Annotated in this window: 14 protein-coding genes; 9 read left to right on the plus strand and 5 right to left on the minus strand. The window is 67.2% G+C overall.

Annotated elements, in window-relative coordinates:
* Positions 1-55 precede the first annotated feature (55 nt).
* The 3 genes from LKD76_RS14580 to mptB are packed head-to-tail and all read right to left on the minus strand — an operon-like array spanning position 56 to position 3470.
* A complete protein-coding gene (locus LKD76_RS14580; RefSeq protein ID WP_227981868.1) occupies positions 56-844 on the minus strand; it encodes an ABC transporter permease in 789 nt (262 codons plus the stop codon).
* Entirely contained in the window at positions 841-1776 is a 936-nt protein-coding gene (locus LKD76_RS14585; RefSeq protein WP_227981869.1) for an ABC transporter ATP-binding protein, read from the minus strand. Before LKD76_RS14585 ends, LKD76_RS14580 begins: the two co-directional genes overlap by 4 nt.
* A complete protein-coding gene (gene mptB / locus LKD76_RS14590) occupies positions 1773-3470 on the minus strand; it encodes a polyprenol phosphomannose-dependent alpha 1,6 mannosyltransferase MptB (RefSeq protein ID WP_227981870.1) in 1698 nt (565 codons plus the stop codon). Before mptB ends, LKD76_RS14585 begins: the two co-directional genes overlap by 4 nt.
* 172 nt (positions 3471-3642) lie before the next feature.
* Here mptB and LKD76_RS14595 point away from each other — a divergent pair, with 172 nt between their 5' ends.
* The 9 genes from LKD76_RS14595 (at position 3643) to LKD76_RS14635 (ending at position 12036) form a co-directional block, all read left to right on the plus strand.
* On the plus strand, positions 3643-4452 hold the full coding sequence (locus LKD76_RS14595; RefSeq protein WP_372465985.1) for a helix-turn-helix transcriptional regulator: 810 nt from the start codon (positions 3643-3645) through the stop codon (positions 4450-4452).
* Positions 4449-5909: a Fe-S cluster assembly protein SufB gene (gene sufB / locus LKD76_RS14600; protein WP_227981871.1), complete on the plus strand. Its 1461-nt coding sequence runs from the start codon at positions 4449-4451 to the stop codon at positions 5907-5909. Before LKD76_RS14595 ends, sufB begins: the two co-directional genes overlap by 4 nt.
* Before the next feature lie 44 nt (positions 5910-5953).
* The gene (sufD, locus tag LKD76_RS14605) at positions 5954-7126 is read left to right on the plus strand and encodes a Fe-S cluster assembly protein SufD (RefSeq protein ID WP_227985249.1); all 1173 of its coding nucleotides are present in this window, start codon (positions 5954-5956) and stop codon (positions 7124-7126) included.
* Positions 7127-7171: 45 nt separating this feature from the next.
* The gene (gene sufC / locus LKD76_RS14610) at positions 7172-7948 is read left to right on the plus strand and encodes a Fe-S cluster assembly ATPase SufC (protein WP_227981872.1); all 777 of its coding nucleotides are present in this window, start codon (positions 7172-7174) and stop codon (positions 7946-7948) included.
* Position 7949: 1 nt separating this feature from the next.
* On the plus strand, positions 7950-9209 hold the full coding sequence (locus tag LKD76_RS14615; protein WP_227981873.1) for a cysteine desulfurase: 1260 nt from the start codon (positions 7950-7952) through the stop codon (positions 9207-9209).
* Positions 9210-9254: 45 nt separating this feature from the next.
* Positions 9255-9752: a Fe-S cluster assembly sulfur transfer protein SufU gene (sufU, locus tag LKD76_RS14620; protein WP_227981874.1), complete on the plus strand. Its 498-nt coding sequence runs from the start codon at positions 9255-9257 to the stop codon at positions 9750-9752.
* Entirely contained in the window at positions 9745-10116 is a 372-nt protein-coding gene (locus LKD76_RS14625) for a metal-sulfur cluster assembly factor (RefSeq protein WP_227981875.1), read from the plus strand. Before sufU ends, LKD76_RS14625 begins: the two co-directional genes overlap by 8 nt.
* Positions 10117-10221: 105 nt before the next feature.
* Positions 10222-10659 carry a DUF4189 domain-containing protein gene (locus LKD76_RS14630; protein ID WP_227981877.1) on the plus strand — a complete coding sequence of 146 codons (438 nt, stop codon included), beginning with the start codon at positions 10222-10224 and terminating at the stop codon, positions 10657-10659.
* 114 nt (positions 10660-10773) lie between these two features.
* Positions 10774-12036, plus strand: coding sequence for an acyl-CoA dehydrogenase family protein (locus LKD76_RS14635; protein WP_227981879.1), 1263 nt, complete (start codon positions 10774-10776; stop codon positions 12034-12036).
* 75 nt (positions 12037-12111) lie between these two features.
* On the opposite strand, the gene LKD76_RS14640 is transcribed toward LKD76_RS14635, so the two are convergent.
* Both LKD76_RS14640 and ku read right to left on the minus strand, forming a co-directional pair.
* A complete protein-coding gene (locus LKD76_RS14640; protein ID WP_227981880.1) occupies positions 12112-12894 on the minus strand; it encodes an RDD family protein in 783 nt (260 codons plus the stop codon).
* A gap of 193 nt (positions 12895-13087) precedes the next feature.
* Positions 13088-14047, minus strand: a complete 960-nt coding sequence (ku, locus tag LKD76_RS14645) for a non-homologous end joining protein Ku (RefSeq protein ID WP_227981881.1) — start codon at positions 14045-14047, stop codon at positions 13088-13090.
* Between the last annotated feature and the right edge of the window lie 75 nt (positions 14048-14122).

Genomic DNA, 14122 nt, shown 5'->3' on the forward strand with positions numbered 1-14122 from the left:
GCAGCGGGGCTACTACGTTGTGTCGTTGCTCTCTCGGCCGCGTCGCGGCGAAGTCCTAGTCGAAGCGGAACAGCCGGGTCGCGAGCCAGCCGGTGACCGCACCCCAGACGACCAGCACCACGATCCCGTACCAGTCCAGGCCGGTGTGCAGTGCCCGGTCCAATGCCTCGGCCAGGGCGCCGGACGGGATCAAGCGGGCGGCGATCGTCACCCCGTGCGGCAGGCTGTCGGAGGCGAACACCAGGCTCGCGACGCCGAGCATCGCGAACCAGAGAATATTCGCCAGCGCCAGCACGATCTCGGCTTTCAGGGTGCCGCCCAGCAGCAGTCCCATCGCGGCGAAGGAGGCGGTGCCCAGGGCGATGACGATCGCCCCGAGAATCAGGCCGCCGATCGAGGGCCGCCAGCCCAGAGCCACGCCGATCAGGCCGAGCAGAATCGATTGCAGGACCACGACGATCAGCACCGCGGCGCATTTGCCGCCGACGATGCCCCAGCGTGGTAAGGCGGTGGCGCCCAGGCGTTTCAGCGCACCGTAGCGTCGGTCGAAGCCGACCGCGATGGCCTGACCCGTGAAGGCGGTGGACATGATCGCGACCATCATCACCGCGGGCACGATCCGGTCGACCTTGTGATGCTCGCCGAGACTGGAACCCAGCGGCAGCAGGGTGAGCCCGATCAGCAACGTGATCGGGATGAACATGGTCAGCAGCAACTGTTCGCCGTTGCGCAGCAACAGGATCAGCTCCATGCGGGTCTGCGCGGCCAGCATCGCCGCGCGCGGGGCCGGGCGCGGCGAGGGGCTGAAGGTGCCGGGGGCGAATCGATCGGCGCTCCGGGTCATCCGCGCAGCTCCCGTCCGGTGAGTTCGAGGAACACATCCTCCAGGCGGCGCTGGTCGATGCGGATGTCGGTGGGCAGTACGTCGATCCGCGCGCACCAGGCGGTCATGGTCGCCAGGACCTGCGGGGTGATGTCGCCGCGCAGCAGATAGGAGCCGGGTGTGGTCTCACACGGTGAGAACCCTTCCGGCAGTGCGGTTTCCAGCAGCGTCAGATCGAGTTTCGGTGGCGCGGTGAAGCGCAACTGTCCCTCGGCGCCGGTGGAGGTGACCTCCGCCGGGGTTCCGGCGGCCACGATCCGGCCGTGATCGATGATGACCAGCCGATCGGCGAGCTGTTCGGCCTCGTCCATCATGTGCGTGGTGAGCAGGATGCCGACGCCGTCGCGGCGCAGCGCGTCGATCAGTTCCCACACCAGATGCCGTGCCTGGGCGTCCATTCCGGCGGTGGGCTCGTCGAGGAAGACCAGTTCCGGCCGGCCGACGAGGGCGCACGCCAGCGCGAGTCGCTGTTGCTGCCCGCCCGAGAGCCGGCGATACGGGGTCCGGCGGGCGTCCTGCAGGCCGAGGGTATCGAGCAGCCATTGCGGATCCAGCGGATCGGCGGCGTAGGAGGCGACCAGGTCGAGCATCTCCCCGGCACGCGACCCGGGATAGGCGCCACCACCCTGCAACATCACCCCGATGCGCGGGCGCAGCCGATCGGAGTCGGCGACCGGATCCAATCCGAGCACCCGCACCGATCCGGCGTCGGGGGACAGGAAGCCCTCGCACATCTCGACGGTGGTGGTTTTCCCGGCGCCGTTGGGACCCAGCAGTGCCAGCACTTCCGCGCGACCGACCTCGAAGGTGATCCCGTCCACGGCGGTGGTGTCGCCGTAGCGTTTCACGACGCCATCGATGCTGACGGCGGATTGTGACGCGCGCTCACTCACGATGACACACCGTATGCCGGGCCCGGCTGTGACGGAGCAGACACCCCCGTCCGGCTGCGCCACGGCAGGATATTGCGGGTCACCGCGATGAATCCGAGCGAGACGACGACCACCGCGACCGCGGCCTCGATGATCTGGAAGACCCCGAAGTCGGCGCCGCGTGGCATCAGCATCACGCTGACCACCGCGGAGAAGATCACCGCGGGCACGCGGAAGGCCGCGGTGGTCGCCCAGGCGGCCAGCGGCACGATGGCCCACAGCAGATACCAGGGCTGGACGACCGGGAACAGCAGCACGATCGCGGCGAGCGCGACACCCATCGCGCCGACCGGTTGCAGGCGTCCGGTCCAGGTGGCGATGAGCATGCGCACGGTGATCAGCGCGGCCACCGCGCCGGCGATGGGGCGGGTGATGCTCAGCAGCGCGGTGGTGTGATCACCCAGGCCGAGCAGGACGCCACCGAAGCCGGTGATGATGCCGATCGCGGTGGGCAGTGACATCCAGCTGCGCACCGCGCTGGCGGTGTTGACGGTGTGGATCCAGCCGAAACCCAGGCCGGAGGTATAGCTGACGAACAGTGTGGTGACCGCGGTGATCGCGAAAAGTACCGCGGCGGAGGTCAGCAGCGGCCGCCAGCCGCGTCCCCAGCGCCGGGCCAGGGCCATGCCGACGAATCCGAGCGCGATGATCGAGGTGATCTTCACCGCCGACGACAGGGTGATGACCACCGTCCCGAAGGTCAGCAGCAGCCATCCGCGCTGATCGAATCCGCCGAGTCCGGCACTGCGTTCGGTGGCCAGCGCGCGCAGGCAGAACTCCATCCCGGCCAGCATGAGACCGAGCATCAGCGCATCGTTGTGCACGCCGCCGACCAGGTGGAACAGTACGAGCGGATTGGCCGCGCCGAGCCACAGCGCGCTGACGGGCGCGACTCCGCAGCGTCGCGACAGCCGCGGCAGCGCCCACACGATCAATGCCACACCGGCCAGCGCCAGCAGCCGGTGCGCCCAGACGCCGACGATGATGTTGTCGCCGGTCACGTGCGCGATACCGCGGCCCATCCAGACGAACAGCGGCCCGTACGGGGCCGGGGTGTCGCGCCAGATGTTGGGCACGTTGTAGGTCAGGACGTTGTGCAGGCCGAGGCCGGTGGCCGGACCCACCTCGTAGGGATCCAGTCCGCGGGCGGCGATCTCGCTCTGGGCCAGATAGGAGTAGACGTCGTTGGAGAACAGTGGTGGCGCCACCGACAGCGGGATGATCCACAGCAGCAGCGTGCGATCGAGCTGGGACCGGCTCAGCCGGTGCACCGGAGAACCGCCGAAACCGCCGACCGCGAACCGGCCGAGCAGCAGCCAGGCCATCACCACGAAGACGGTGCCGATCATGCACAGCGCCAGTGACGAGGTCTGCCAGCGCGCGAACACCCCGATGACCCGGACTCCGGACACCGGATTCTGCAGGACCGGCTGGGCCGCGACGCCGAGCGCGCTGATCGCCATCAATACCGATCCGGTGGCACCGAGCAGCCGGATGCGGGTGAACTGCGCGGTCTCGCGCGCGTCCAGTCCGGGCGCGTCGGGCTCGACGGTGTGCAGCACCGCGATGGTGTGATCGGCGGGCGGCACGTCCAGGCCGAGTGCCCGGCGTCCGATCTCGATGCTCCTACGCCATGCGCCTGCCACAACCGCCACGGAGGTCAAGCGTAGCGGGGTCGGGCGGCGTATCCGTCACAACGTCGCGGGGCGGACTGTGGCGTATTGCACGGGCGGGTAACGCCCTGGTGAGAGCAGTGCCGGACCGCTGGTCAGGGGACCCTTACTAGAATGCGGGAAGTAATTCCGTCACACTGATGTTGTGAAAACCGTGGGTTTGCGGGAGAACGAGGTGAATACCGGGCGTCGGCAGGACGCGCGGTCTTCGGCCGCGCCCGCCGCCGGCGAGGGGCATACACGCGCTGCCGTCGTGCGGCTGCTGCTGGAGGAGGGGCCGATCACCGCGACCGCGATCGGTCGCCGATTGGGCCTGAGTCCGGCCGGTGTGCGCCGCCATCTGGACGCGCTGATCGAGTCCGGCGAGGCTCGGGCCATGCGTTCGGCGCCGTGGCAGCAGCAGGGTCGCGGCCGTCCCGCCAAGCAGTTCCAGCTGACCGCCGCCGGTCGAGGCCGGCTCGGGCACGCCTACGACGATCTGGCCGGCGCCGCCATGCGGCAGCTGCGTGAAATCGGCGGTGAAACGGCGATCATGGATTTCGCCCGTCGCCGCGTCGGCGTGATCGTCGCCGGTATCGACCGCCTCGCCCAGCACACTCCGGCGGCGACGGCGGACAAGGCCGGTGAGATCGCCGAGGCGTTCAGTGATGCCGGATTCGCGGCCACCACCCGCGAAGTCGGCTCCGGAGTGCAGATATGCCAGCATCACTGCCCGGTGTCGCATGTGGCCGAGGAGTTCCCGGAACTGTGCGCCGCCGAGCTCGAGGCGTTTCGCGAGTTGCTGGGCACCCACGTGCAGCGACTGGCCACCATCGCCAACGGTGACTGCGCCTGCACCACCCACGTCCCCCTGTCCGTTCCCCCTACGAGCACCGCCTCTACGAGCACCGCTCAGCCCGCACCCCGCACCGTTGCACAGCCCGCAACGGCCGCTCGAAACGACTCCGGAAGGAGTGCCGAATGACGTCGACCACCACGGCGAGCCGTGAATCCGATGCGCCCCAGAATCAGCCGCTGACCCAAGAGGAGACCATCGCCTCGCTGGGGACCTACGGCTACGGGTGGGCGGATTCGGATGCTGCCGGCGCCAGCGCCAAGCGCGGCCTGTCCGAGGATGTCGTGCGCGATATCTCGGCGAAGAAGAACGAGCCCGAGTGGATGCTCGACGCCCGCCTGAAGGCGCTGCGGATCTTCGATCGCAAGCCGATGCCGAGCTGGGGTTCCAATCTCGAGGGTATCGACTTCGACAACATCAAGTACTTCGTGCGCTCGACCGAGAAGCAGGCGGAGAGCTGGGAAGATCTGCCCGAGGACATCAAGAACACCTACGACAAGCTGGGGATCCCGGAGGCGGAGAAGCAGCGTCTGGTCGCCGGTGTGGCCGCGCAGTACGAGTCCGAGGTGGTCTACCACCAGATCCGCGAGGATCTCGAGGCCCAGGGCGTGATCTTCCTCGACACCGATACCGGTCTCAAGGAGCACCCGGAGATCTTCCAGAAGTACTTCGGCTCGGTGATTCCGGCCGGTGACAACAAGTTCTCCGCGCTCAACACCGCGGTGTGGTCGGGCGGTTCGTTCATCTACGTGCCGCCGGGCGTGCACGTCGACATTCCGCTGCAGGCCTACTTCCGGATCAATACCGAGAACATGGGCCAGTTCGAGCGGACGCTGATCATCGTCGACGAGGGCGCCTACGTGCACTACGTCGAGGGTTGCACCGCCCCGATCTACAAGTCCGACTCGCTGCACTCGGCGGTCGTGGAGATCATCGTCAAGAAGGGCGGCCGCTGCCGCTACACCACCATCCAGAACTGGTCGAACAACGTCTACAACCTGGTCACCAAGCGGGCCAAGGCGGAGGCGGGAGCGACCATGGAGTGGATCGACGGCAATATCGGCTCCAAGGTCACCATGAAGTACCCCGCGGTCTGGATGACCGGCGAGTACGCCAAGGGCGAGGTGCTGTCGGTGGCGTTCGCGGGCGAGGGCCAGCACCAGGACACCGGTTCGAAGATGCTGCACCTGGCGCCGAACACCTCGTCGAACATCGTGTCGAAGTCGGTGGCGCGCGGCGGTGGCCGGGCGTCCTACCGCGGCCTGGTCCAGGTCAACAAGGGCGCGCACGGGTCGAGGTCGACGGTGAAATGCGATGCGCTGCTGGTGGATACGATCAGCCGCTCCGACACCTACCCCTACGTCGACATCCGCGAGGACGACGTGACGATGGGGCATGAGGCCACCGTCTCGAAGGTCTCCGACGACCAGCTGTTCTACCTGATGAGCCGCGGTCTCACCGAGGACGAGGCGATGGCGATGGTGGTGCGTGGCTTCGTCGAGCCCATCGCCAAGGAACTGCCCATGGAATACGCCCTCGAACTCAACCGGCTCATCGAGCTGCAGATGGAAGGAGCGGTCGGCTAGTGAGTGAGCTTGCGAACGAGCAGATCAACACAGCCGGAATTCCCATGAACAACGTTGCTGTCGCGGGCGAGGCCCGCGTCCCGGCCGTCAACAAGGGCGAGCTGTTCGCCTCGTACGACGTGGCCGCCTTCGAGGTGCCCTCGGCGCACGACGAGGCGTGGCGGTTCACTCCGCTGCGCCGGCTGCGCGGTCTGCACGACGGCACCGCGGTGCGCGACGCGCAGGCCGGTGTCGAGGTGGAGGCGGTCGACGGGGTGACCGTCGAGACCGTCGGCCGCGACGACGCGCGCCTCGGGCAGGGCGGTGTGCCCACCGATCGCATCGCGGCCCAGGCCTATTCCGGCTTCGAACAAGCGACCGTGGTGTCGGTGGGTGCCGAGACCGAGATCGCGCAGCCGGTCGTCGTCACGATCACCGGCCCCGGTGAGAGCAGAACCGCCTTCGGTCATCTGCAGATCCGCCTCGGCAATTTCGCGGTCGCCACCGTGGTCATCGACCAGCGCGGCAGCGGAACCTACGCCGAGAACGTGGAATTCGTACTCGGCGACAGCGCCAAGCTCACCGTGGTCGCGGTGCAGGACTGGGCCGACGACGCGGTGCACGTGACCGCCCACCACGCCGAGCTCGGCCGCGACGCCGTGCTGCGGCACACCGCAGTCACCCTCGGCGGGGATCTGGTCCGGTTCACCGCGACCGTCCGCTACGCCGGCCCGGGCGGCGACGCCGAACTGCTCGGCCTGTACTTCGCCGACGACGGCCAGCATTTCGAGCAGCGCCTGCTGGTCGACCACGCGCAGCCGCACTGCAAGTCCAATGTGCTGTACAAGGGTGCGCTGCAGGGCGATCCGACGTCGTCCAAGCCCGACGCCCGCACCGTATGGGTCGGCGATGTGCTGATCCGCGCCGAGGCCGAGGGCACCGACACCTACGAGGCCAACCGCAACCTGGTGCTCACCGACGGCGCCCGCGCCGATTCGGTGCCGAACCTCGAGATCGAGACCGGCGAGATCATCGGCGCCGGCCACGCTTCGGCCACGGGGCGTTTCGACGACGAGCAGCTGTTCTATCTGCGCGCTCGCGGAATTCCGGAGGAGGCCGCCCGCCGTCTGGTGGTGCGTGGTTTCTTCCACGAGATCATCCAGAAGATCGCGGTCGTCGAGCTCCGGGAGCGGCTGGAGTCGGCCATCGAGGCCGAACTCGCCGCCATCGGTGTGTAGCACCGCCCGGCAGCCCGAAACCTCCACCAGCCCAGAAGGAATGCAATGACCACCCTCGAAATCAAGGACCTGCACGCCGAAGTCGCCAATCCGGACGAGAACGGCGAGCCCATCAAGATCCTCAAGGGCGTGAACCTCACCGTGAAATCCGGTGAGACCCACGCCATCATGGGCCCCAACGGCTCCGGCAAGTCCACGCTGTCCTATGCCATCGCCGGTCACCCCAAGTACACGGTGACCCAGGGCTCGATCACCCTCGACGGTGAGGACGTGCTGGCCATGTCCGTCGACGAGCGGGCGCGGGCCGGGCTGTTCCTGGCCATGCAGTATCCGATCGAGGTGCCGGGCGTGTCGATGTCGAACTTCCTGCGCACCGCGGCCACTGCCGTGCGTGGCGAGGCCCCGAAGCTGCGGCACTGGGTCAAGGAGGTCAAGGAGTCGATGGGCGAGCTCGAGATCGATGCCGCCTTCGCCGACCGCAGTGTCAACGAGGGTTTCTCCGGCGGTGAGAAGAAGCGCCACGAGATCCTGCAGCTCGGCCTGCTGAAGCCGAAGATCGCGATCCTCGACGAAACCGACTCGGGTCTGGACGTCGACGCGCTGCGCATCGTGTCCGAGGGCGTCAACCGCTACCAGGAGCGCGAGCACGGCGGCGTGCTGCTGATCACCCACTACACCCGCATCCTGCGCTACATCCAGCCGCAGTTCGTGCACGTGTTCGTCGGTGGCCGGATCGTGGCCGAGGGCGGCTCGGAGCTGGCGGAGGAACTCGACGCCAACGGCTACGTCCGCTTCACCCAGACCGCGACCGCGGGGGCCTGAGATGACCGCTGTGACACGCACACTCGACGTCGCCAGGATCCGGGCCGATTTCCCGATCCTGAGCCGGACGGTGCGTGACGGAAAACCGTTGGTGTACCTGGATTCCGGGGCCACCTCGCAGCGACCGCTGGCCGTCCTCGACGCCGAACGTGAATTCCTGACCCACACCAACGCCGCGGTGCACCGGGGCGCGCATCAGCTGGCGGAGGAGGCGACCGACGCCTACGAGGGCGCGCGCGCCGACATCGCGCGATTCGTGGGTGTGGAGGCGAACGAGATCGTCTTCACCAAGAACGCCACCGAATCGCTGAATCTGGTGACGTATTCGTTCGCCGACGATCGCTTCCCGTACCACGTGGGGCCCGGCGACGAGATCGTGATCACCGAGCTGGAGCATCACGCGAATCTCGTGCCGTGGCAGGAACTCGCGCGCCGCACGGGCGCCACCCTGAAGTGGTACGGCATCACCGACGACGGACGCATCGATCTGGATTCGCTGGAACTGTCGCCCGCGACCAAGGTCGTCGCGTTCACCCATCAGTCGAACGTCACTGGTGCGGTCGCCGATGTGCGGGAGATGGTGCGCCGGGCCAAGGCCGTGGGCGCGCTGGTGGTGCTCGATGCCTGCCAGTCGGTACCGCATATGCCGGTGAACCTGCGCGAACTCGGTGTCGATTTCGCGGCGTTCTCCGGGCACAAGATGCTGGGGCCGTCCGGTGTGGGTGTGCTCTACGGCCGCTACGCGCTGCTCGAGGAGACGCCGCCGTTCATCACCGGTGGTTCGATGATCGAGACGGTCACCATGGAGGCCACCACGTTCGCGGCCCCGCCGCAGCGGTTCGAGGCCGGTGTGCCGATGACCTCGCAGGTGGTCGGTCTGGGTGCCGCCGTGCGGTACCTCGAAGCGATCGGTATGGACGCGGTGGCCGCGCACGAACATACGCTGGTGGGCGCCGCGCTCGAGGGGCTCGGCGCGATCGACGGTGTGCGGATCGTGGGACCGACGGAGAATGTGGATCGCGGCGGCGCGGTGTCGTTCGTGGTCGACGGTATCCACCCGCACGATGTGGGCCAGATTCTCGACGACGAGGGTGTCGCCATCCGGGTCGGGCATCACTGTGCCTGGCCGCTGATGCGCCGGCTCGGCGTGCCCGCCACCGCTCGTGCCTCCTTCGCCGTCTACAACACACTCGACGAGGTGGAGGCGCTGGTGGCCGCGGTACGCAAGGCGCAGAAATTCTTCGGAGTGGCCGACCGTTGAACGCGGTGAGCGCGAGCGACCAGTGAACGGGGCGTGAATTCGCAAATGCGTATGGAACAGATGTACCAGGAAGTGATCCTGGACCACTACAAGCATCCGCACCACCGCGGGCTGCGGGAGCCGTTCGGTGCCGAGGTGCACCACGTCAACCCGACCTGCGGCGACGAGGTGACACTGCGGGTGCACATCGACGACAACGGCGATGTCGCCGACGTGTCCTACGACGGGCAGGGCTGCTCGATCAGCCAGGCCGCCACCTCGATCCTCACCGATCAGGTCATCGGCCAGCCCGTGCAGCAGGCACTGAAGGTGGTCGACTCCTACAGCGAGATGATCTCGAGCCGCGGCACCGTCGAAGGTGACGAGGACGTGATCGGCGACGGTATCGCCCTGGCCGGTGTCGCGAAGTATCCGGCACGGGTCAAATGCGCACTGCTGGGCTGGATGGCGTTCAAGGACGCTGTGGTCCGGATAACCTCGGCGGAAGAGACCAAGCGGATCATGGGAAACGGATCCGCCGGAAATGGGGAACGTCATGAGTGAGACGCAGGAAACCGAACAGCCGGCCACCGAGGTCGAGCTCACCCAGGAACAGGTGGCGCTGCTCGACGATCTGGAGGAGGCGATGCGTGACGTCGTCGACCCCGAGCTCGGTATCAACGTCGTCGATCTGGGCCTGGTGTACGGAATGCGGCTGGAGGACGAGGTCGCGGTGCTCGATATGACTCTGACCTCCGCGGCCTGCCCGCTCACCGATGTGATCGAGGATCAGTCCCGCAACGCGCTGGTACGCAGCGGCTTGGTGGAGGACCTGAAGATCAACTGGGTCTGGATGCCGCCGTGGGGGCCGGACAAGATCACCGACGACGGCCGCGAACAGCTGCGCGCTCTCGGTTTCACGGTGTAGCTCGGCCGTAAACCACCTGCCAGGACCGGGAATTGGACATTCGGGCCCGGTGTGGAGAAGGATCGCCTGCGTCACATACGCAGAGTTGATCGGGGTGGATTTCGGATGTCTCTTATCGTTTCGCGGCGAGTGCGGTCGACGGCTGTGGCCGTGCTCGCCGGTTCGGCGCTCGCGGTGGGCGGGGCCGCCGGTTCGGCTCAGGCCGACGGTGACCTGCACGGCGCGATCGCCTTCTCCGACAGCACCGGTGTGGTGGCCGCGGCCGCCAACTACGCCGACGCGCCCAGCGCGGACACTGCCGCGAGGCAGCATTGCGGCCGCGGTGACTGCCGGGTGATTCTCGATTTCAGCAATGGCTGCGGCGCGGTGGCCCAGGGAGCGGACGGGCGTATCGCGGTCGGCTGGGGTCCCACCCAGGTCGAGGCGGAGAAGCAGGCCCGCGATTTCCTCGGGCCCAGCGCACCGCCCTTCCCGGATCTGGGTAGCGCCAGCCCGCGCCCGGCCACCATCGCGTTGACCAGCTGCACCGCTAACGCGCACTGACCGTTTCGCGCTCCGGCGCGACGGCACTACCCGGCGAATCGCGCCCACTCCGACGGTGTGGGCGCGATATCGTGGTGGACCGATCTGGATCCGGCCGAAACGGTAGGAGCAGCTGTGGATTTCGACATACCGCGTGATCTCACCGACTACCTGGCCGAACTGGATGCCTTCATCGAACGGGAGATCGTGCCGCTCGAGCGCGCCGACGACAACATCAGATTCTTCGATCACCGCCGCGAGGACGCGCGCACCGACTGGGAGAACGGCGGAACCCCCAGCGCCGACTGGGAAGCGCTGCTGGCCCGCGCCCGCCGGGTAGCCGACGCGGCCGGGCACTATCGGTACGCCTTCCCGCCCGAATTCGGCGGCCGCGGCGGCAGCAATCTCGATATGGCAGTCATCCGTGAGCATCTCGCTCATCGCGGGCTCGGCCTGCATTGCGACCTGCAGAACGAGCATGCGGTCGTCGCCAACAATGTGGGCCTGTTGTTGATGCTGGAATACGGTTCGCCCGAGCAGCAGGACGAGTGGGTCGAGGGGCTGGCCGCCGGTACCCGGTTCTTCGCCTTCGGCATCACCGAATCCGAACACGGCTCCGATGCGACCCATATGGAGACTCGCGCGGTCCGCGACGGCGACGACTGGGTGATCACCGGCGAGAAGACCTGGAACAGCGGAATTCACACCGCCGACGCGGATCTCGTCTTCGCCCGCACGGCGGGCAGCCCCGGCGACGCGACCGGTATCACCGCATTCCTGGTGCCCACCGATATTCGCGGATTCACCGTGGAGGAATATCTGTGGACGTTCAACATGCCCACCGATCACGGGCGGGTGACCCTGCGTGATGTGCGGGTGGGCGCGGATGCGGTATTCGGCCCGGAGGGCCGCGGACTCGCGGTGGTGCAGCATTTCTTCAACGAGAACCGCATCCGGCAGGCCGCGTCGAGTCTGGGTGCGGCGCAGTACTGTATCGATCAGGCGGTGGCGTACGCCAAGCAGCGCAAGCCGTTCGGTAAACCGCTGGCCGAGAATCAGGCGATTCAGTTCCCCCTGGTGGAATTGCACACCCAGTGCGAGATGCTGCGGACCCTGATTCACAAGACCGCGTGGACGATGGACCGCTACGGCACCTTCGCCGCCTCCGAGCAGGTGTCGATGTGCAATTACTGGGCCAACCGGCTGTGCTGTGAGGCGGCCGATCGGGCCATGCAGGTCTACGGCGGACTCGGGTACTCCCGGCATCAGCCGTTCGAACACATCTATCGTCATCATCGCCGTTACCGAATTACCGAGGGCGCGGAGGAGATTCAGATGCGCCGGGTGGCGGGGTATCTGTTCGGATTCATGTCCGCACGCGCTCCCAAAGGCGTGTGAGCCGGCGGCCGGTATGAAACGACCCCGCGGCCCGGGGCGGGCGGCGGGGTCGCGACGAGAGGCAGTAGCCGAGGGTTACCTCGGCGCCTGGACGACGATAGTGCCGATGATCTTGTCGGCGAAGGTCTGGTTCTTCTCGTCCCACAGCGGCCACAGGTAGCCGAGGCCGCACAGTGCGTTGTCGAGGATGTGGCACAGCTTGCGCACGATCGCCATGCCGAAGCCCAGCACCTGACCGTCGGCTTCCTTGATGACGCGGATACCGACGACCTTCTTACCGGGCGTCTGACCGGTGGTGCCTTCCTGGTACAGGATCCAGAGCCCGAGACCGATGCCGACGGCGATGGCCAGCAGCAGCAGGATGATGCCGATGGCCGTCAGGCCGCCGCCGGTGCACGAGCTGGAGTACGAGTACGAGGAACTGTAGGGGTCGTCGTCGAACGAGCAGCTCACATCCTTGGTGCCGAGACCGAACGCGAGTCCGTACAGGATGCCGAACGGCACGCCGATGATCAGCGCGTCGATCAGGTACCCCCCGACCCGGGCGAACCAGTGCGCATACGGCGCGGGCGGGCCGTACCCGGGCTGCGGATAGCCGTATCCCGGGCCGGGCGGCGGGTAGCCGGGACCCGGCTGGGGGGTGCCGTAGTTCGGTTGCGGCGCACCGTATCCCGGGGTGGGCGCGCCGTACCCCGGTGGTGGGGTGCCGTATCCGGGCTGGGGCTGCGCGCCATATCCGGGAGGCGGGGCGGCGTATCCTGGTTGCGGTGCGCCGTATCCCGGTTGCGGGCCCGGCGGCGGATGCCCGTAGCCCGGCTGCCCCGGCTGCTGGCCGTACGGGTCCGACGGGTTGGTCATATGCGATTCCCTCCGAAAAAATGTGGTTCGGGACGATCCGGGCCCCGACCGGGTCGAACTGTGATTGCACCGTACGGTAGCTGCCCGTCCCCGCCAAAGTATGGCCGACCCACGCGCAAACGGCGCGCCGAATCAGTCGGATATCTCACGATTGCCGGATTTGCTGGGGCGTGGCGGTCGGGCCGCCCTGTGCCTACGCGCCCTTGCGAGTCTGTTTGGCCGCCTTGGGCGCCGACTTCTTCGCCGTGGATTTCGACGCACCGGATTTCGAACTCGACGCCGACTTCGTCGCCCGGCCGGTCGATTTCGTGGCCTTGCTCGCCGCCTTCTTCGTGCCGCGCCCCTCGGAGGAGGCGTCGGATTTCCCGCCGCGGCCGGTGGCTTCGAGGCTGCGCTGCAGTGCCGCCACCAGATCGACGACCTCGGCATCCTGTTGTGCCGGTTCGGGTTCCTCGTGCCGGGTGACTCGATCGGACCCGGATTCGATGGCCTCGTCGAGCATCTTCTTCAGCTCGATCTGATAGTCGTCGGTGAACTGGCCCGGATCGAAATCCTCGGACATGCTGTCGACCAGCGTCTGCGCCATCGCCACCTCCTGGGACCGGGGTGCGGCGGCATCGTCGAGCGAGGAGAATTCCGCGGCACGGACCTCGTCCGGCCACAACAGGGTCTGCAGGACGAGCACACCGTCGCGCACGCGCAGCGCGGCCAGTCGCGTCTTCTGCCGCAGCGTGAAATGCACGAGGGCCACCCGATCGACCTGATCCAAGGTTTTCGCCAGCAACACGTACGCTTTCGGCGTCGTCGAATCGGGCTCCAGATAATAACTGCGATCGAACAGAATGGGATCGATCTGCTCGGACGGCACGAATTGCAGGACCGGGATTTCGTGCTTCTCGGCGACCGGGAGCTTCGCGAAGTCCTCGTCGGTGAGAATCACCTTGTCACCCTCGGGCGATTCGTAGGCCTTATCGATATCGGCAAAGGCCACGGATTCCCCGCACACAGTGCAGACACGGTCGTACTTGATCCGGCCGCCGTCCTTGGCGTGGACCTGATGAAACCTGATGTCATGGTCCTCGGTGGCGGTATAGACCTTCACCGGGACGTTCACCAGCCCGAACGCGATGGAACCCTTCCAGATCGATCGCATCCTTAGATGCTACTGATGACCGGTTGGTTTTGTCCGGCGAAGCGGCGCGACCTGCGGGTTCGTGGTTGTTGATGA

Origin of the sequence: Nocardia spumae, assembly GCF_020733635.1 — a bacterium.
GTDB classification, from domain to species: Bacteria; Actinomycetota; Actinomycetes; order Mycobacteriales; family Mycobacteriaceae; genus Nocardia; species Nocardia spumae.